The following is an 18,832-nucleotide window of genomic DNA, read 5'->3' on the forward strand; positions in this document are numbered from 1 at the left end:
AGCAACTCCAAGACCGTGTTGACGATCCATCGCCGTCCATGCTTGCAGACTTGACCTGGCCGCTTCGTAGGACAGTCAAGAAAACTGCTGGCTCAATGCAAAGAGCGCCCTGTTTGCCCTGAGCACTCCCCAAATCTGCCTACCATTGGCATATGCCTCGCCAGAACACCAGTCCCGCAGAGTTTCCGCCCGCCATTCTTTTGCAGATAACGCAGCTGGCCCAGCACATAGTGGCCCTGCGCAAAAGTCGGGGCGAAACACAGACGCAGTGGGCAGAGCGGCTGGGTATTTCCCAGCCCACCATGGCACGCATAGAGCGCGGCGACCCGGCCGTGGCCATGGCGACCTATGTGTCCTGCCTGTGGCAGCTCAATCCCGAGCTGGACCTGACCCGGTTGCTCGCACCCAAGGCTCCAGCACTGGCACCCGCATCCCGCTCGGATGCACCCTGCCTAGACAGGAAAAGAACTGCGGCGCCAAAGAGGGCCAAGTCCGCCGCCGAACCTGCCGCCGAGACCGCGAACCACGATGAGCAACAGGCGCAGATCGAGCGCAATTTTGCTGCAGCCAAGGCCGCTCTCGATTTCTTCAAGAGCCCTCTGTTCTGATCGGCTGACCGAAAACCGGCGGCTTCCGACAGGATGCCGCAAGCCCATCAGTCTCCGAACCGCTCCCGGTAAGCCACAGGTGTGATACCCAGCTTGCGCACGAACAGATGTCGCAGTGCCTGTTCCGAGCCCAACCCGACCTTGGCGGCCACGGTCTTGAGGGGCACAGAGCCCAGATTCTCCAGCAGCTGCTTGGCCCGCTCCAGGCGAGCGTTTTCCACAAAGCTGCTGGGACTGCAGCCGGTCTCCTGCTGAAAGACGCGGCGAAAATTGCGCTCGCTCATCGCTGCCTTGCCCGCCAGCAGCGCCAGCGGCATGGGCTGGTCCAGGTGCTCCAGCACCCACTGCTGAGCAGCCTGCACTGCGCTGTGCTGCGTGGCCTGTGCGGCCAGGGATACGCTGAACTGAGACTGGCCGCCGGGACGTTTGAGATACATGACCAGGTCGCGCGCCACCTGCAGTGCCAGCGCATGGCCGAAATCATGCTCCACCACCGCCAGCGCCAGATCAATGCCGGCAGTGACACCGGCCGAAGTCCAGAGCTGACGCATGCCGTCGCTGTCCTTGATTTCGTCGCACACATAGATCGCATCGGCATCCACCTGCACCCGCGGATAACGCTGGGCAAGCGCCCCGGCCACACTCCAGTGCGTGGCCGCGCGGCGATCATTGAGCAAACCGGCTGCTGCCAGAAAAAAACTGCCGCTGCACAGCGCGATCATGCGCCCGACCCCGGGAGCCACTCGCGCCACCCAGTCCACCAGCTCTGGCGAAGCCGCCAGCACCTGCTCGATATGGCGCGCGCCCACCAGCAGCACCGTGCACCCCGTGCCCTCGGCCTCGACCTGCGCCAGGGTATGGCTGGCCTGCAAGCCCATCAAGGTGTCCGAGGGCACCAGACCGGCCTGTGACGCCACCACCCGCACCACATATCCGTCAGGCAGGCCTTTGTGCCGCAAATGCACATTGGCATAGTCAAACACGGACATGGGGCCTATGGCCTCCAGCGCCTTGAAGCCGGGGTAGACAACCAGATCGACGCGGTGGGCGCCAGCGTGATGGTGTTCCATACAAAAATCAGAGCAGTTCAAGCATATACAACCAGCGCTGCAGGCACTTGCAGCGCACGAGCCTCGACTATACGCAAGCCCTCTCGGCAGCTAGTGCAGGCAGTCGCATCCACTGCTAAAGTCCGGGGCTTCTGCCCTTTTTCCACCCATGATTCCCGGACCTCTTTTTACCCTGCCCATGCTGTTGCTGCTGCTCGCCCCCCTGGTGGCAGCCGGCCTGAGCCTGTGGCTGCTGCTGCGCGGGCTGTTCTGGTGGCTGCGCCATAGGCACACGCCCGCCTCCGAGCGCCCGCCGTTCTGGCACTGGCCCGTCGTGGTGGTGGCGATATTGGCCCTGGCCGGCGATCTCTGGGGCCTGGTGCTGGCGCGCAAGCTGGTACAGATTGAAGAGGCCGTGACACTGCGGGCCCACTATCGCGAAAGCCGACAGCGCTTTGTGCTGCCCGAGGACTTCCGCTATGGCGAGCAGCTATTCCCCAAAGGCACCTTGATCAACCGCTACGACGCCTTTGACAACGGCGAGCGCCAGCGACCGCTTGGCCTGCGAGGACTGAGTGCGGCGCGCTTTACGCAACCGGTGCAAATCGCAGGTGCCTGGGTCAGCGCCATCGACAACGGCGCATTGGAGCTTGCCCGCGACCAGCGCCTCGGTCCGGTGTTCCACTTCGATCCCGACGTCAACCCGGGTTATGGCGCCTGGGTGGTCGACCCGAAGCGCTCCTATCTGGAATGCCGCAAGGGCGATATCGCCAGCCTGCATGTGCCCTTGATCGACTATGACATTCAGGCCGAGTTTCTGGTCGGCGCCCCCGACGGCCCCGAGGCGCGCTACCGTCCCAGTCAATGGGGCTTCATCGATTGCCAGGAGGGCAAGCCCGCCATTGAGGTGCAGCCGGCCTATGACGGCCCGGCACCACCAGGCGCACACCTGCCGGTGTGGGGGACGCTGATACCGAATGAGGATTGAGCTGGAGACGCTAGGCGCACCAATACTCTGTGCTGCCCGCGATGATCCGACTCGGATGTAACGACCAGATCCTCCCCGATCAATGCTGCGACGCATGCAGCCCGAACCGCCAGCAAGAACGCGGTCAAGTTGCTGATGATGTTCAAGAGCCCTGCAGCGGCAGGATGGATGCTGGCCATGCCGTCCCTATGATGGCGGCCTCAGCCGGAGTGCAAAGCGGCCGATCAGGATTCATGGCATCGCCAGCCGACGGAAGACGATCCCGCGAACCGTGTGACATTCGGCCAAAGAGCCGCCATCTGCGGCCACGAATTTCCATCAGGCGACGGGATCGCCTACATTCACACTTCACAACCGGTGCGCCCAGTCAGGCCTTGGCCCTGCCCCGGGCAGCCACCGCATCCTCAGCCTTCCAAGAAAGACCTGCCCATGAAATCCCGCGCCGCCGTAGCCTTCAAAGCCGGAGAACCCCTGCAAATCGTCGAAATCGACGTCGCGCCGCCCAAGGCCGGCGAGGTGCTGGTCAAGATCACCCATACCGGCGTCTGTCACACCGACGCCTTCACCCTGAGCGGTGACGACCCCGAAGGCATCTTCCCCGCCGTGCTGGGTCACGAAGGCGCGGGCATCGTGGTGGAAGTGGGCGAAGGCGTGACCAGCGTCCAGCCCGGCGATCATGTGATTCCGCTGTACACCGCCGAATGCGGCGAATGCCTGTTCTGCAAGAGCGGCAAGACCAATCTGTGCGTGGCCGTGCGCGCCACCCAGGGCAAGGGCGTGATGCCCGACGGCACGACGCGCTTCAGCTACAAGGGCGAGCCCATCTATCACTACATGGGCTGCTCGACCTTCAGCGAATACACCGTGGTTGCCGCCGTCTCGCTGGCCAAGGTCAACCCCGATGCCAACCCCGAGCAGGTCTGCCTCTTGGGCTGCGGCGTGACCACTGGTCTGGGCGCAGTCAAGAACACTGCCAAGGTGCAGGAAGGCGACACCGTGGCCGTGTTCGGCCTGGGCGGCATCGGCCTGGCCGTGATCCAGGGCGCCAAGCTGGCCAAGGCCGGCCGCATCATCGCCGTCGACACCAACCCCGGCAAGTTCGACCTGGCCAGAACCTTTGGCGCCACCGACTGCGTGAACCCCAAGGACTTCGACAAGCCCATCCAGCAAGTGATCGTCGAGATGACGGGCTGGGGCGTGGACCACAGCTTTGAATGCATCGGCAATGTGGACGTGATGCGCGCTGCGCTGGAATGCGCCCACCGCGGCTGGGGCCAGTCGGTCATCATCGGCGTGGCCGGTGCCGGTCAGGAGATCAAGACCCGCCCCTTCCAGCTGGTGACCGGCCGCAAGTGGCTGGGTACGGCCTTTGGCGGCGTCAAGGGCCGCAGCGAGCTGCCTGGCATGGTGGAAGACGCCATGGCCGGCAAGATTCAGCTCGAACCCTTCGTCACCCACACCATGGGCCTGGCCAAGATCAACGAAGCCTTCGACCTGATGCACGAAGGCAAGTCGATCCGCTCGGTGGTGAACTACGCTGACGCTTCGTAACCCCCTGAGGCGCTTCGCCTGGGCGGCCCCGCGCCTTCCCCCTTTCTCGCTTCGCGGAAGGGGGACGACACCCTCGGTGCGCAGCGGCGCTTCCTCGGTGTCTCATCAATGGGCCGCGCTAGTTTTGAAGAACCACCCAGCGCTTTTAATTTCATAGCTGCTTGCGCATGCTTTGATTCATATTTATATATAAAACAGCTGCAAACGCTTGATTGACGAGCGCAAGCAGCTTTTCTTTTAGGAGTGACTGCCATGGAACTCAAAAACGCCCACGCCTGCTTTGGCGGCGCCCAGCGCTATTACGAACACCATAGTTCCGAGATCGGTCTCGCCATGAAGTTCTCGGTCTATCTGCCACCCAAGGCCGTGATGGGCGAGAAGGTGCCGGCCTTGCTCTATCTGGCGGGTCTGACCTGTACCGAGGAAACCTTCATGATCAAGGCCGGCGCCCAGCGCATGGCCTCCGAACTCAATATCGCCCTGATCTGCCCCGATACCAGCCCGCGCGGCGCGGGTCTGGCGGGCGAGGCCGACAGCTGGGACTTTGGCGTGGGCGCCGGTTTTTACCTGGATGCGACCACCCGGCCCTGGGCGCTGCACTGGCGCATGGAAAGCTACATCCTCAATGACCTGCTGCCCCTGGTCGGCAGCAAGCTGCCCGTGGACCTGCAGCGTCTGGGCATCTTCGGCCACAGCATGGGCGGCCACGGCGCGCTGACCCTGGCGCTGCGCCACCCCGGCCGGTTCAAGTCGGTCTCGGCCTTTGCACCGATTGCCAACCCGCTCAACTGCCCCTGGGGCCACAAGGCTTTCAGCGGCTATCTGGGCGAAGACAAGGCCGAATGGGCCAGGCATGACGCCAGCGAGCTGATGGGCGCGCAAGCCTCTGCCCCCTATCCCGCAGGCATCCTCATCGACCAGGGTCTGGCCGACAAGTTCCTGATCGAAAAGCAATTGCTGCCCGAAGCCTTCGAAGCCGCCTGCGCCAAGGCCGACCAGCCGCTCACGCTGCGCCGGCATGCGGGCTACGACCATGGCTACTATTTCATCCAGAGCTTTGTCGACGACCATCTGCGCCACCATGCGCAGCAACTGGGCGCCTGATTCTTCGGGCCTGGTCCGGCACCCAAGGGGGCTGGCCGTAGCTGTCACACCTCAAGCAATGCAGTGGTCCGCCTGGCCCCGATTCGCCACGACCGCCCGGTGCCCGCCCTGCATCTTGGCGCTGTACAAGGCTTGATCGGCGCGGCGCATGATGTCCTCCAGGCTGCTGTCAGTCGGCATGAAATGCGCAATCCCGACACTTAATGCGGGCACGGAGCTTCCCGTGGCATACCGCTGCAGCGCCTGCTGTCCGGCCTCCAGCAGCTCCCGCGCCAAGCCTGAAACCTGGGCAATATGGCGATCGCAGCACAGAATGGCAAACTCGTCTCCGCCCAGGCGACAGAACACATCCTCGGGAGCCAGCAACCAGCGCACGGCAGCAGCCAGATCGCGCAGCGCCTGGTCACCTGCAGGATGTCCCAGACCATCATTGATGGCTTTGAAGTGGTCTACATCAAAGCTCATGAGCCAAGCTGGCCGCCCCTGCAGCCTATGGGCCGTATAGGCTTGAGCCAGCTCGCGCATGAAGCCCCGGCGATTGCATAGACCCGTCAACTCATCATTCAAGGCCTGCTCCTGCAACTGCTGCTGCATGCGCTTGCTGGCCGTGATGTTGCTGGCCACCCAGACCACGGCTCTCTCGCCCCAGAACAGCTCTCCCAAGGCACTGACGCGACCTTCAAACCAGATCGCCTCGGCAGGTCCTTCCAGGGGCAGACCCAGCACATCGTGGGCACTCAGCTCATACTCCACGACCTGCATCTTCTGGCTGCTCAGAGCCTCCTGAATCTGCTGTATGAACCACTGAGCCTTGACGGGAGCCAGCACATCGACGATGGATTGGCCGACCAGGGACGTTCCGTCATGGTAGTAGCGTTGGTCCTTGCCGCCCAGAACTGCCGCGTAACGCCCCGACTCCGTCAGGATGAAGGTCGGATCCGGCAAGCCGTTGCAAATGTTTTCGTACTGGCTGGCTGTGAAGAATGTGGTGTCTGACATGAGCACAAGCGAAGCGGGAACGACAAATTCTCGCAGAATCATTCTTTTACCTGCCACCGGCGCAGCTGGGTGTATCCACAAGCAAGAAAACCGCCTGACGGCGGTTTCTCCTTGATGCGGTCCGGCGCCGGATCAGTCCTCGGACCGATCCGCTCTTCTCGCTCGCCGCTGCTCACGCTCATCGGCACGCTGGGTCTGTACATACAGCTGCTCCACCTGTTCGCGCGCCCAGGGCGTCTTGCGCAGAAATTTCAGGCTCGAAGAGATGCTGGGATCCAGATTGAAGCAGCGCACGGGCACCCGGCGTCCCAGCTCGCGCCAGCCGTAGTAATCAACCAGATCGGTAACGATGCGCTCAAGCGTCAGCCCATGCAGCGGGTTGCGCGGTTGTTCTTGGGAAGTCATTCGCGCATTGTCGGGGAATCGCCCGGCAGAGACAGCCCCGGGGACAAGATCCGCTCTGCCCGGCCTGTCCGGGACAGCCTGTCCGGGCCTGCTTGTTCAGCCGGGCGCCACGCCAATGACATGGGTTTGGCTTTCCTGTGCGCCAGCAAGAGATCACACTTTTGGCAACCGGCCTGAGCGAAGACAGGTTCGCTTCAACGGCCATGACGAGGCGCGAAGGAGCAAAGAATGTCCAAGCAACAGCAAGTCCCCCAGACCAGGGGGGTGGCCGTGCAAATGCTGGCCACGCTCGACCTGGGCCCCGAGATCGAAGGCATGTCGGGGCGCCAGCTTCGCATGCGCCTGGTGACCATGGCGCCGGGTGGCGTGTTCGGCCCGCTTCACGACCACAGGGACCGACCCGGCATGGTCTACATCCTCGAAGGTTGCATCACCGACCACAGAGATGGCGTGGCCACCGACTACGGCCCGGGCGTGGGCTGGCCCGAAGACAGGAACACCACGCACTGGCTTGAAAACCGTTGCGCCGTGACGGCAGTGGAAATATCGGTGGACATCATCAGGCTGCAGCAGGCTTCAAACTAGGCGCTCTCGCGCCAAGCATCTTCATGCAAGCCTCTGCCTCTGCCGCAGCTCAGGTGGCGCGTGACGCCTGGACCTCGTAGAGCCGCAGATCCCGCTGCCCGATTCCCAGAGTCGGCCAGGCGGCGCGCCAGGCCTGGATATGCGCGGAGGCGAAATGTGCATCCAGCGCTGCCTGATCCGCCCACAGCTCCTTCACATGGATCAGCCCCGGCACCAGTACATCCTCGGCATAGCTGTACTCGAGACAGCCGGGCTCGGCGCGGGATGCATCGACCATGGCACGCATGGCGGGCCGGGCAAGGGCCAGGTTCTCGGATGGCAAGCGCACCGTACCCACAATCAACAGCATGTCTTCTCCTCCTCAGCACAGGCAAGCATCGTAGCAAGCAGCGCCCGCTCTCTCTGCCCCGGACGCAAAAAAGGGAGGGCCATGCCCTCCCTGAAACACCTTCCTGGTGTTGATGCTGATCAGCAGTCCTTAGGTCACGGGCTCTCAGGCTCGCATGAAAGACTCGAAATAGGCGCTCAGTGCAGCGTGGTCGCCCAGAGGCAGAACCTGGGCCACATACTGGTCGGGACGCACCACCACCAGAGCGCCCTGCTCGCGGTCGATGCCGCGCAGCTCGAAGATGTCCTGACCGGCATTCTTCAGATCGGGGCTGAACACTTTTTCATAGTCGATCATTCCCAGCTGGCCCTTGGACGGCAGCAACAGGGCCGGCAATGTCTCCAGCGCCACCTCGGTATAGGCCTGCGGGAAGATGGCACGCAGATCGAAGATGCTGTCGATATCCTGGCCGGCCGGCGTGAAGCGGCGCAGCGGCGATGCCGCATCGCTCTCCAGGAAGCGGCACAGCGCCAGCAGGCCGGATTCGGGCTGCGCCAGGTCGTTCTGCCCTGCAAACGCATACAGGCGCCAGCGGCCATCGGCCTTGCCGCAGTGACCCAGCTGCACGGGCTTGGCATCGGAGACGCGCACCACCGGCGCGGAATGGAAGCGCATGCCCACGGTGAAGCCGCTGGCCAGTGCCTGATGCGTGGCCTGCCCGGTCAGCAGCGAGGGCGCATAGTGCGTGCCCACGCCGGCCGTGAAGCGGCCGTGCTGCTCGAAGTACTTCTGGAATTCCTTGGGGTCCACACCGCCCTGACCGCCTTCCTTGGCCGGGTCGCTGAACATCTTGGCCCATTCGCGGTCAAAGTCGATCAGTTGCTGGGCCACGACCTGGCGCTCGGACGAATAGGTGTGCAGCAGCTCGGGCGCACATTGCTTGCGCAGCACAGCGGCCAGCTTCCAGCCCAGGTTGAAGCTGTCCTGCATGGAGAAATTCATGCCCTGGCCGGCCTTGGGACTGTGGGTGTGGCAGGCATCGCCGGCGATGAAGACGTGCGGCAGGGGCGAGTCCGGTGTGGCTACGGCATCGGTCACATCGTCATATTTGGCGCAGATGCGCTGGCCGATCTCGTACACCGACCACCAGGGCACATTCTTGACGTCAAGCTTGTAGGGATGGAGCACGCGCTGGGCAGTTGCTATCAGTTGCTCCACCGTGATGTTGCGGCTGGCAACGCGCTCGTCGGCATCGAGCTTGTCCATCTCCACATAAAAGCGCACCAGATGACCGCCTTCGCGCGGGATGATGAGCACATTGCCCTGCTCGGACTGAATGGCCACCTTGTAACGCACATCGGGGAAGTCCGTCACGGCCAGCACATCCATCACGCCCCAGGCCTGGTTGGCCGAGTCGCCGACCAGCTGGCGGCCGATGGCCCGGCGCACATTGCTGCGCGCGCCGTCGCAGCCCACCACATAGCGGGCCTGCACGGTTTCGATCTGACCGGCATGGGCCGCGTCGCAGCGCTCCAGCGTCACGGTGACCGGATAGTCGGCAGCGCCGTGGTCGACCTTCACATCCAGCACGCGGCGTGCGTAGTGCGGCTCCAGGCGGCTGGGCGAGTTGCGCATGCGCTCCAGATAGTGGTCATGCACGCGCGCCTGGTTCAGGATGACGTGAGGAAACTCGGACAGACCGTCTTCCGTATCCTGCACGCGGCCATGGCGGGCGATCCGGCCAGGCTGGGCAGGATCGGGCTTCCAGAAGGTGACATCGTTGATCCAGCAGGCCTCCTTGAGGATGGAGTCGGCAAACTCGAAGGCCTCGAACATTTCCATGGTGCGGCAGGCAATGCCGTCGGCCTGGCCCAGCTCCATCGGGCCTTCCTTTTGTTCCACGATGCAGGTGCGGATATCGGGGAAGGCCGCCAGCTGCGCGGCCAGCGTCAAGCCGGCAGGGCCGCAGCCCACGATCAGCACATCGACCTGCGAGGGCACGGTCTCGGTATGGGCAGGGGCCAGCGGCGAAGCTGGAGCGATCAAGGGGTTGCCAGGACGAAAACCGTTCAAATGAAACTGCATGGAGGCCTCAAGTTCTTCAAGTGCGCAGACGCCAGTGTCTGCCCAATCAGTCCGCACACAAATAGTATGTATGCATACCAAATGCATGCATCGTATTATTCGAAACTTGAAATGCCAACCCCACCTAGGGAAAACCATGATTAACTCTGCACTGCCAAACGTTGCCTCAGACAGCGCCAGCAGCCACCCCATCTTTCCACGCCTGGAGGTGGAAACCTTTCCCGGCCACGGCATACGCCGCCTGCAACAGGTGGCAGTGGCCGTGTTCAGCCAGGCCACCGAAGCCTGGGGCGTGACGCCGCTGCAATTTGCCGTGCTACAAAAACTGGTGCATCTGCCGGGCATAGACCAGCGCACGCTGAGCATGGAAGTGGGCTTTGACAAATCCACCATCGGCGGCGTGATCGACCGCCTGGAAGCACGCGGTCTGCTGTTGCGCCAGCACACGGCCAAGGATCGCCGCGTGCGTCTGCTGTCCCTGACGCCCGAGGGCCAGGCCCTGCTGGCGGATGCCGGCCCCTCCGTGCTGCAAGCCCAGCAGCAGATGCTGGACCCGCTGAGCGAGACCGAACGCGAACTCTTCACACAACTGATGCGCAAGGTCATAGAGCACCACGAGCAGCTCGATCCCGAGGCGCAGACACCCGCAGGCTGAGCCCAAACCGCAGAAAAAAGCCCCGGGCCGTCAGGCCTGGGGCTTGGCTTTTCAGGGCCGGGCTTGCGACCGGGTCTGCAAGCTCCAGAACCGAGTCCTAGAACGGCATTTTTCCGGCACGCATCTCGGCCGCGATCTGCACCAGCACGGCCGGCAGATCGGCCACGCTGCGCACCACGTAATGGGCACCGGCCTTTTTGAGCTTGGCTTCGGCCACGGCGACACGGGCCTCGACCTCTTGCTCGGGCGCCCTGGCAAACTCCTCCACGCTATAGCCGACCTCGTTGCCCGACAGGCTCAGGCCCACGGTCCACATGCCTGCGCGCAGACCCTCCTCGATGCCGGGCACGGTGTCGTCCACCTTGACGCAGGCACGCACATCGCCAATGCCCAGCGCCAGCACATTGGCCAGTGCCATGAAGGGACCGGGGCGACCGCCGGCTTCGAGCTCGTCGCCGGCCACCACATAGTCGGGCTTGAGGCCTGCGCCTTCGGCCTGAGGCAGCAACTGGTTGAGCACTTCGCGCGGGTAACCCGAGCAGGAGCCGACCTTGAGACCATGGTCGCGCAACCATTGCAGCGTCTGCACAGCGCCTGCTATGGGGGCCGAGAACTCGCCCACCTTGGCAATCTGCAGCGGCATGAAGCGCGCGTAGATGGCATCCACATCCTCGTTGGTCGGCGTCCGGCCAAAAGCGCTCTGCCATTGCCCGGCAATGCTTTCATCCTGTAGCAACTGGTGGATATGGTCCCATTTGGACAGGCCCATGGGCCCGCGCGCCTGGGCCAGGCCGATGCTGATGCCGAAGCTGGCAAAGGCTTCGACAAAGATTTGCGTGGGTGCGAGCGAACCAAAATCCACCAGCGTGCCGGCCCAGTCGAAGATGACGGCTTGCAGCGGTGACAGGTCGGCAGAGGGCTGGGGCAGGACCAGGGTTTCGGCTTGAGCGATGGAGTTCATGATTTTTTCAGTGGTGACTTCAACAGAATGGAAAGCACAAAGGCGTCGACCTTGCGCGACTCAGCTCAGAGAGCGAATAAAGTTGCGACCGCGCGGGCCGTTGGCGGCTTTTTGCACCATGGCGCTCCAGGCGTCTGGCTGCACGCCATAGTGGGCAGGATCGGTGGCAACGCCCAGCCCTTGCAGAACGCAGCGCAGACGCTCGACGGCCGCTACAGGCGTGCTGGCGTCGAAGATGGAGAGCAAGGCCGCATCGGCCACCGCATCCGCGCCCAGCGCCATCTCCAGCACCAGGGGCAGGCTGAACGAGCAGGCCAGGCCATGCGGCACGCCATGCTGCAGCGTGATGTCGTAGGACAGCGAATGTGCGAGCGCAGTCTTGGTGTTGGAAAAAGCCAGGCCGGCCATCAGCGCCGCCTCGGCCATCTCGCTGCGCAGCTGTGGGTTATCCAGATCCTGCATCAGCGCGGGCAACGTGGCCAGGGTGCGGCGCGCCGACTGCACGGACAGCGCCATGGAGACCGGGTTGCGGTTCACATTCCAGATGGATTCCAGCGCATGCGACAACGCATCCAGCCCCGAGGCCAGCGTGGCACCGGCCGGCAGGCTGGTCATCAGCTCGGCATCGATGACCGCGGCCTCGGGCCAGGTGCAGGACTGGTGCAGCGAATACTTCTGGCCGGCGGCCTGATCCCAGATCGTGGCCCAGGGCGTGACTTCGCTGCCCGTGCCAGCAGTGGTGGGGATGGCGATCAGGGCCTTGTGCCCTCCCGCCCCCAACTGGCCACCCTGCTTGAGCAGCGCCAGCAGATCGGCAAAACGGCCGCCGGGCGTATGACAGATCAAGGCCTTGGCCGAGTCGATGGCGCTGCCGCCCCCCAGGGCCACGATCACGGGCACCTCGGCATGGTCACGCTGCACCTGCTCGTACAGCGGCGCCAGCCACTGCACATCGGGATTGGGGGCAATGCTGTCGATCACGCCGCGAAGCTGCGCTCCCAGCAGCTGGCGCATGCGCTGCACCAGGCCCAGGCTTTCAGCCTCGGGGAAAGTGACCAGCAGGCAGCTGCGCCCGGCCAGCAGGGCCGGCAGTTGATCGAGACTGTTGCGACCCACGCTGATATGCACGGGGTTGTGATAGGTCCACACGAGAAAGCCTTTTGACGTTTTTTGAGCAAAATCAGCCCTTGACGCTTATGTACCAAGCGCTGATAGCTCATGTTTTTGATGGTTCAAGCACTGCGGCGCACACCGGCACCGCAGCGGAATCAGTGGCGAGTGCCTTGCTGTATGCGGCTGCGCAGCCAGTTCGATGCCATGTCGGCTGCAATCACCATCACCGTGATGACGATGATGCAGGTCGCGGTCTCCTGGTAGCGGAACAGCTTGAGGCTGCTGACCAGCTCGAAGCCCAGACCGCCCGCGCCCACCATGCCCAGCACGGTGGCCGAACGCAGATTGACTTCGAAGCGGTAGAGCACCACGGCAATCCAGGCGGTGATGACCTGGGGCACCACGCCGAAGGCGATGATCTGCAGCTGGCTGGCACCGGCGCTGCGCAAGGCCTGCAGCGGGCCGTCGTCGATTTCCTCGATGGCTTCGGCAAAGAACTTGGCCAGCATGCCCATGCCGTGCAGGGCCAGGGCCAGCACGCCGGGGAAGGGCCCCAGGCCCACGGCCGAGACAAATATCAGCGCCAGAATCAGCTCGTTGATGCTGCGGATCACATTGAGAAACTGGCGCGTGATGCGACGCAGCCAGTGCCAGCCGTGCAGATTGCCGGCCGCGACAAAGGACAGCGGCAGCGCCAGAATCACGCTGAGCAAAGTACCCCAGATGGCGATCTGTATCGTCTCCAGCGCCGGTGCCCACAGGCGCGGCAGCATGCTCCAGTCGGGCGGCACCGAGCGCGAGAGAAAGTCACCAATCTGCGGCATGCCGCCCGCCAGCTCGCTCCAGCTCATCTGCGCGCCCGCAGCACTCCAGTGCAGCACCCAGCCGATGGCCAAGGCCATTGCGGCATAGCCCAGCCAGCCGCCAGTGCTTTCGGGGCGCCCCGCCGTCCATTGCCAACGATCGGTCTGTTTCAAGCTCTGGCTGTTCATTGCAGACCTCCTGCGGCAGTGGCTGGCGACATCGCCCCGGGCAGCCAGTTGCCGACTGCGGTGCTGCTGAGATGCAGCGCAGCGCCCTGCTCTGGGGTATATCCGGCGGGCTGAGGCTCGCCGCTGTAGATGGCGTTGAGCGCAGCCTCGTCCAACATCGCCGGTACGCCGTCAAACACCATGCGCCCTTGCGACAGGCCGACGATGCGATCGCCAAACTCCCGGGCGTAATCAACCTGGTGCAGATTGCAGACCACGGCAATGCCGAGCTCGCGTGTGGCATCGCGCAAATACTGCAGCACGCTGCGCGCGGTCTTGGGGTCCAGGCTGGCCACGGGCTCGTCGGCCAGAATCAGCTTCGGCTGCTGCGCCAGGGCACGGGCAATGCCCACGCGCTGCATCTGCCCGCCCGAGAGCGCCTCGGTGCGCTCATCGGCCTTGTGGGCCAGGCCCACGCGCTGCAGGCATGCATCGGCCAGTGCGATATCGCTTTGCCTGAACAGCTGCAGCACCGAGGCCAGCGTGCCGACCTGACCCAGCCGCCCCGTGAGCACGTTCTTGCGCACCGACAGGCGCTGCACCAGGTTGTGGTGCTGGAAGACCATGGCCACATGGCGGGCCAGCTCGCGGCGCGAGTGCCTGCGCATCAGATCGATGCCGCCCACCTGCAGCTGGCCGCTGTCGGGCTGGTTCAGCCCGTTCATGCAGCGCAGCAAGGTGGACTTGCCGGCACCCGACAGGCCCAGCATGACCACGAACTCGCCGGCCTTCACATCCATGTCTATGCCATGCAGCACATGGTTGCTGCCATAGCTTTTGCGCAGATTGCGGATGCTGATCATTTCATCTTCCCGAGGTCCAGATTCAGCGCCTTGGCGGTCTGGCGCACCACGTCATAGGCCTGATCGTTGGTGGGCGCAAAACCATTGAGCTCGCCACGGTCGCCCCAGGGCAGGCCCTTGATCTCGGCCAGTGCCGCAGCCACCTTCTTCTTGGTGGCTTCGTCGAGGTTCTTGCGCCAGGCCATGGGCGACTCAGGGATGTCCTTGGAGCGCCAGATAACCTGGAAATCCTCGGCCTTCACATGGCCCTTGGCCACTGCCGTCTGGAAGATGGGATCGGCCACGGCCGCCGCATCCACCTTGCCGTTGGCCACAGCCATGATGCTGGCGTCGTGCGAGCCCGAGAAAATTACGCGGGAGAAATACTTGTCGGTATCGATGCCCTCGCCCTTGAGGCCGGCCTTGGGAAACAGATGACCCGATGCCGAGCTGGGATCGACAAAGGCAAAGGTCTTGCCCTGCAACTGGGGCACGGTGCCCAGGCCCTTGTCCTTTTTGCTGATGATGATGCTGTTGTACGAGCTCTTGCCCGACTTCTTGGCCACGGGAATGGCGAATGCCTCTGCATTCGCCAACTGGCTGGCCAGCACATAGGAGAAGGGGCCGAAATAGGCCACGTCGATCTTGCCCGAGCGCATGGCCTCGATCACGCCGTTGTAGTCATTGGCCACAAAGGGCTTGATCTTCAGGCCGGTCTTGGCGGCCAGCTGGTCCATCACCTGCTGGCTGGCGCGCATCATGGCCTGGGCGTCTTCGGAAGGGATCAGGCCCACGCGCAACTCGGTGGGTTGCTGCGCCATGACGCCGGTGGTGGCGGCCAGGGTCAGGCTGGCGACTGCGGCTTTGAGCCATGTTTTGCGGGTCATCGTCACGGAATTCATCCTTTGCATGTGCGTGTGAAGTGCAGCTTTTCCGGGCTGCCGTCGCACCGTCATTGCAGTGCGTTGACGCAAATATTAGGGACGACATATGACTGTCATGTGAAGGTTTCAGAATCAGTTTTGACAGCTTCCATAGATCAAACCTTGAGATGAAACCTGCATGAGCACCGCCCGCTACCGAGCCTTTATCGCCGTGGCCCAGCAAGGCAGCCTGAGCGCCGCCGCCCGCGCTTTGGGCCTGAGCCAGCCCACGGTTTCCAGCCAGATCGCCACGCTGGAGCGGCAAAGCCAGATCGAGCTCTTCCATCGCCAGGGCTATCGCATGACGCTCACCGGCGCCGGCCACAAGCTCATGACGCTGGCACAGAAGCTGCTCGCGCTGGAGGCCGAAACCGAGTTCTTTCTGCGCGACTCGGGCCAGCTCAACCAGGGCGAGCTCAAGATCGGCGCCGTGGGGCCGTTTCATGTGATCGAGATGGTGGCGGCCTACAGCGCCCGCCACCCCGGCATGAAGCTGTCGATTCGCATGGGCAACTCGCAGCAGGTGCTGCACGATCTGGAGAACTACACCACCGATGTGGCGGTGCTGGCCGGTCTCTATGACAGGCCCGAGCTGCTGGCGCGCGAATATGCGCGCCACGCCATCATCCTGTTTGCCCATGTCGATCACCCGCTGGCAAGGCGCGAACAGGTCGAGCTGGGCGAGCTGCACGGCCTGCCGCTCTTGCTTCGTGAGCAAGGCTCGACCACGCGCACCGCTATCGAGAAAGCACTGCAGGCAGCCGGTGTGAAGCCCCGCACCCAGCTGGAGATCGGCAGCCGCGAAGCCATACGCGAGGCCGTTGCGCGCGGCCTGGGCATCGGCGCCGTGTCCGAAGCCGAATTCATTGCCGACCCGCGCTTTCGGCCGGTGCGCATTGCCGGCGACCCGGCCAGCACCACCACCTATGTCTATTGCATGAGGGAGCGCAGCGAAAGTCTGCTGGTGCGCTCCTTCCTCAAGGCCATTGAAGGCAGTACGGCCCCTGATCTGCCCGTACTGCGGACCGCTCCAAAACCCTTGGTCGCTCCAACGGCCAAGAAGCTGGCGTAATTCGTCAAACCCTCTGCCCCCCTTGCGCCGAGAATTTTTTGACAGTACTGCCCGGGCGCCTCGGTCAGGACTCTCGCCGGGACGGTGCGGCGGCCAGGTACGGCGGTGTGCGGAACCAGCTGCCGGGCAGTCAAAAAACAGAGGAGACAATGATGAAACAAACCATGCTCTGGAAGGCCGTTGCTCTGGCAACCGGCATGAGCCTGAGTGCAGCGGCCATGGCGCAGCAAGCGCCCTGGCCCGTCAAGCCCATACGCCTGGTGGTGGGCGGCCCGGCCGGCGGCAATGCCGACTCGCTGGCCCGCCTGTTGGCCGACGGCATGCAAAAACAGCTGGGAAAGCCGGTGATTGTCGAATCCAAGCCCGGCGCGGCCGGCGTGCTGGCCGTCAACGACCTGCTCGCCAACGGCAAGGATGCCCACACCTTCTTGCTGATCCAGGGCGGCATAGTCAGCGAGACGCCGCTGGCCTACAAAGTCAGCTATCAGCCCTTCAAGGATCTGAAACCCCTGGCCCAGCTCAGCCGCAACGGTCTGGTGCTGATTGCCAACAAGGACTTCCCGGCCAGTAATCTGCAGCAACTCGGCGACTACGGCAAAAAGCAGGCCGACGGACTGGACTTTGCCTCGTATGCCACGGGCATGCGCGGCCATACCTCGGGCATGCTGCTGGGGCAGTTGCTCAATATCAAGATGAAGCACCTGGGCTACAAGGGCTCCCCTCCGGCGCTCAGTGACCTGATGGGCGGCCATGTGCCGCTGATGATGGACGGGCTCACCACGGCCCTGCCGCTGATCAAGGCCGGCAAGGTCAAGCCGCTGGCCGTGAACTACCCTACGCGCATGGTGCAGTTGCCCGATGTGCCCACCTTCAAGGAACTGGGCTACCCGCAACTTTCCGAGGTAAGCTGGTTCGGCGTCTGGTCGCGCCCGGATATCCCTGCCGATGTGCAGGCCAGGGTCAGAGAGATCGCGCTGCAGTATTTCAAGCAGCCCCAGGTCGAGGCCAGGCTCAGGGACATGGGCATGGAGTCGGGCACCGACGCGACCCCGGAAGCGCTGATGAACGAACTGCAGAAGGCCTATCAGCGCCAGCAGGCCTTGCTCAAGTCCATTGATTACCAAGCTCAGTAAACAGTTCAGGCGCCCAAAAGGCCGGAGTCATGCCAGATTCCGGCCTTTTGCAACCGGGCAGCTGCAGCTCGCTGCCTCGACCCGTTCCGAGTCGACACGCAACGAAATGAGACGAAACATCAGAAAAGACTTTGCTGCGGCGACAGCAAGGAATGATGGTACTGATCGCAGTCCAGTTGCACGCGCTCACGGTTCAGCCCAAGCTTGCGGCAGGCCAGTGCAAAGCGTTGCGCCAGCATATCGGCCCAGGCGCCTGTTCCCTTCATGCGCTGGCCAAACCTGCTGTTGTAGACCTTGCCGTCGGCTCTGCCCGCTTCGCTGATCCCATGCAGATCCCGCACCCGCTCCATCACGCGTTGGGCGCGCTCGGGATAGTGCAGCGTCAGCCATTCATTGAACAGCGGAGCCACTTCCCACGGCAGACGCAGCACTGCATAAAAAGCCTGTCTTGCACCGGCCTCGCTGGCTGCGGCCAGCACCTGCTCCATATCGTCGTTCAGGAACGGAATCTGCGGCGCCAGGCTGACGCCTACGGGTATGCCTGCCTCGCTCAGGGTCCGAATCATGCGCAGCCGCCGATGCGGTGCGGCGGCGCGTGGTTCCAGCTGCCGGGCCAGCTCGGGCTGCAAGGTGGTCAGCGTCACATAAACGGCCACCAGATGCTGCTGTGCCAGCGGCACCAGCAAATCAAGGTCGCGTTCGATGCCGCTGCCCTTGGTGACGATGGAAAACGGATGCCTGGCCTGCGCCAGGACCTCTATCACGCGGCGCGTCAACCCGACTTCGCGCTCCACAGGCTGGTAGCAGTCCGTGACCGAGCCGAGCATGATGGGGGCCGCCACATGGCTGGACCGGGATAACTCGGCGCGCAGCACCTCGGGCAGGTTCTGCTTGGCAATCAGCCGGGTTTCGAAATCCAGACCCGGCGAATAGCCCAGATAGCCATGCGTGGGCCGGGCATAGCAATAAATGCATCCGTGCTCGCATCCTCTATAGGGATTGAGCCCCAGATGAAAAGGCAGATCCGGCGATTCGTGGCGGCTCAGGGCTGATTTGGCCCGCTCCCACTCCAGATGGGTGCACCAGGTCTTGACTTCCTCACCCTCTTCGCTTCCTTCATCCTGTTCGGACTTGCCCCAGCCGTCATCGAAACCCTGGCGCAGCTCCCGTGCAAACCGGTGCGTGATCTGGCTGGCAGCCCCTCGCCCCTTGATGAGCCGCACCGGCACATCGGTCCGAATGGATTCCAGTCCAGAGGATGAGGAAAGTTTCTTCATAAAACAACTGTACATAAATACAGTTATTCATTGCAAGAAATGGGCACTGACCATGGCTGCATCCCGGTCAATACGGTGAGGGTTGATTGAGTCAGATCTGGATGAAAAATGACTGCGCTCATTGCTCTACAGGCTTAGCACGCTCCATTAACTAGAGCAAGTTCAAAGTCAATCCGCACTCAG

At 63.3% G+C, this 18,832-nt stretch carries 19 protein-coding genes; 8 read left to right on the forward strand and 11 right to left on the reverse strand.

The features are described 5' to 3' along the window. Nucleotides 1-152: 152 nt before the first annotated feature. Nucleotides 153-608, forward strand: coding sequence for a helix-turn-helix transcriptional regulator (locus AAIL66_RS08120; RefSeq protein ID WP_343496435.1), 456 nt, complete (start codon nt 153-155; stop codon nt 606-608). 47 nt (nt 609-655) lie between these two features. On the opposite strand, the gene AAIL66_RS08125 is transcribed toward AAIL66_RS08120, so the two are convergent. Further along, nucleotides 656-1,678: a helix-turn-helix domain-containing protein gene (locus AAIL66_RS08125; protein ID WP_003063594.1), complete on the reverse strand. Its 1,023-nt coding sequence runs from the start codon at nt 1,676-1,678 to the stop codon at nt 656-658. Between the two features lie 148 nt (nt 1,679-1,826). On the opposite strand from AAIL66_RS08125, the gene AAIL66_RS08130 reads away from it, so the two are divergent. The 3 genes from AAIL66_RS08130 (at nt 1,827) to fghA (ending at nt 5,300) form a co-directional block, all read left to right on the forward strand. Then, nucleotides 1,827-2,645, forward strand: coding sequence for a hypothetical protein (locus AAIL66_RS08130; RefSeq protein ID WP_224648538.1), 819 nt, complete (start codon nt 1,827-1,829; stop codon nt 2,643-2,645). Between the two features lie 429 nt (nt 2,646-3,074). After that, a complete protein-coding gene (locus AAIL66_RS08135) occupies nt 3,075-4,196 on the forward strand; it encodes an S-(hydroxymethyl)glutathione dehydrogenase/class III alcohol dehydrogenase (RefSeq protein WP_279089714.1) in 1,122 nt (373 codons plus the stop codon). 252 nt (nt 4,197-4,448) lie between these two features. Beyond that, nucleotides 4,449-5,300: an S-formylglutathione hydrolase gene (gene fghA, locus AAIL66_RS08140; protein WP_034356871.1), complete on the forward strand. Its 852-nt coding sequence runs from the start codon at nt 4,449-4,451 to the stop codon at nt 5,298-5,300. Nucleotides 5,301-5,351: 51 nt separating this feature from the next. On the opposite strand, the gene AAIL66_RS08145 is transcribed toward fghA, so the two are convergent. Together AAIL66_RS08145 and AAIL66_RS08150 are read right to left on the reverse strand one after the other, a co-directional pair. Next, nucleotides 5,352-6,299 (reverse strand): sensor domain-containing diguanylate cyclase, encoded by a 948-nt coding sequence (locus AAIL66_RS08145; protein ID WP_241781243.1) that lies wholly within the window; start codon nt 6,297-6,299, stop codon nt 5,352-5,354. A gap of 132 nt (nt 6,300-6,431) precedes the next feature. Next, on the reverse strand, nt 6,432-6,704 hold the full coding sequence (locus AAIL66_RS08150) for a VF530 family protein (RefSeq protein WP_343496436.1): 273 nt from the start codon (nt 6,702-6,704) through the stop codon (nt 6,432-6,434). A gap of 228 nt (nt 6,705-6,932) precedes the next feature. Here AAIL66_RS08150 and AAIL66_RS08155 point away from each other — a divergent pair, with 228 nt between their 5' ends. After that, nucleotides 6,933-7,289, forward strand: a complete 357-nt coding sequence (locus AAIL66_RS08155) for a cupin domain-containing protein (protein ID WP_034356876.1) — start codon at nt 6,933-6,935, stop codon at nt 7,287-7,289. Between the two features lie 49 nt (nt 7,290-7,338). On the opposite strand, the gene AAIL66_RS08160 is transcribed toward AAIL66_RS08155, so the two are convergent. Together AAIL66_RS08160 and AAIL66_RS08165 are read right to left on the reverse strand one after the other, a co-directional pair. Beyond that, nucleotides 7,339-7,638: a putative quinol monooxygenase gene (locus AAIL66_RS08160; RefSeq protein WP_343496437.1), complete on the reverse strand. Its 300-nt coding sequence runs from the start codon at nt 7,636-7,638 to the stop codon at nt 7,339-7,341. Between the two features lie 144 nt (nt 7,639-7,782). Continuing rightward, a complete protein-coding gene (locus tag AAIL66_RS08165; protein ID WP_034407122.1) occupies nt 7,783-9,702 on the reverse strand; it encodes an FAD-binding monooxygenase in 1,920 nt (639 codons plus the stop codon). Between the two features lie 136 nt (nt 9,703-9,838). Here AAIL66_RS08165 and AAIL66_RS08170 point away from each other — a divergent pair, with 136 nt between their 5' ends. After that, nucleotides 9,839-10,357 carry a MarR family winged helix-turn-helix transcriptional regulator gene (locus AAIL66_RS08170; protein WP_034407124.1) on the forward strand — a complete coding sequence of 173 codons (519 nt, stop codon included), beginning with the start codon at nt 9,839-9,841 and terminating at the stop codon, nt 10,355-10,357. A 97-nt stretch (nt 10,358-10,454) separates the two neighbouring features. Here AAIL66_RS08170 and phnX read toward each other — a convergent pair whose 3' ends face one another. The 5 genes from phnX to phnD all read right to left on the reverse strand — a co-directional run bounded on the left by phnX (nt 10,455) and on the right by phnD (nt 15,131). Next, nucleotides 10,455-11,318 (reverse strand): phosphonoacetaldehyde hydrolase, encoded by an 864-nt coding sequence (gene phnX, locus AAIL66_RS08175; RefSeq protein ID WP_343496438.1) that lies wholly within the window; start codon nt 11,316-11,318, stop codon nt 10,455-10,457. 60 nt (nt 11,319-11,378) lie between these two features. Beyond that, nucleotides 11,379-12,467, reverse strand: coding sequence for an iron-containing alcohol dehydrogenase PsrA (gene psrA, locus AAIL66_RS08180; protein ID WP_343496439.1), 1,089 nt, complete (start codon nt 12,465-12,467; stop codon nt 11,379-11,381). Between the two features lie 119 nt (nt 12,468-12,586). Continuing rightward, entirely contained in the window at nt 12,587-13,423 is an 837-nt protein-coding gene (gene phnE / locus AAIL66_RS08185; protein ID WP_343496440.1) for a phosphonate ABC transporter, permease protein PhnE, read from the reverse strand. Beyond that, nucleotides 13,420-14,265, reverse strand: coding sequence for a phosphonate ABC transporter ATP-binding protein (gene phnC / locus AAIL66_RS08190; protein WP_343496441.1), 846 nt, complete (start codon nt 14,263-14,265; stop codon nt 13,420-13,422). Before phnC ends, phnE begins: the two co-directional genes overlap by 4 nt. Continuing rightward, nucleotides 14,262-15,131, reverse strand: a complete 870-nt coding sequence (phnD, locus tag AAIL66_RS08195) for a phosphonate ABC transporter substrate-binding protein (RefSeq protein ID WP_082085702.1) — start codon at nt 15,129-15,131, stop codon at nt 14,262-14,264. The genes phnC and phnD overlap by 4 nt, the downstream gene beginning before the upstream one ends. A 175-nt stretch (nt 15,132-15,306) precedes the next feature. On the opposite strand from phnD, the gene AAIL66_RS08200 reads away from it, so the two are divergent. Together AAIL66_RS08200 and AAIL66_RS08205 are read left to right on the forward strand one after the other, a co-directional pair. Continuing rightward, nucleotides 15,307-16,239: a LysR substrate-binding domain-containing protein gene (locus tag AAIL66_RS08200; RefSeq protein ID WP_034356896.1), complete on the forward strand. Its 933-nt coding sequence runs from the start codon at nt 15,307-15,309 to the stop codon at nt 16,237-16,239. A 152-nt stretch (nt 16,240-16,391) separates the two neighbouring features. Continuing rightward, a complete protein-coding gene (locus AAIL66_RS08205; protein ID WP_343496531.1) occupies nt 16,392-17,372 on the forward strand; it encodes a tripartite tricarboxylate transporter substrate binding protein in 981 nt (326 codons plus the stop codon). Nucleotides 17,373-17,491: 119 nt separating this feature from the next. Here AAIL66_RS08205 and AAIL66_RS08210 read toward each other — a convergent pair whose 3' ends face one another. Continuing rightward, nucleotides 17,492-18,649, reverse strand: coding sequence for a PA0069 family radical SAM protein (locus tag AAIL66_RS08210; RefSeq protein WP_051517687.1), 1,158 nt, complete (start codon nt 18,647-18,649; stop codon nt 17,492-17,494). Between the last annotated feature and the right edge of the window lie 183 nt (nt 18,650-18,832).

Source organism: Comamonas sp. F1-6, assembly GCF_039581415.1.
Classification (GTDB): domain Bacteria; phylum Pseudomonadota; class Gammaproteobacteria; order Burkholderiales; family Burkholderiaceae_C; genus Comamonas; species Comamonas thiooxydans.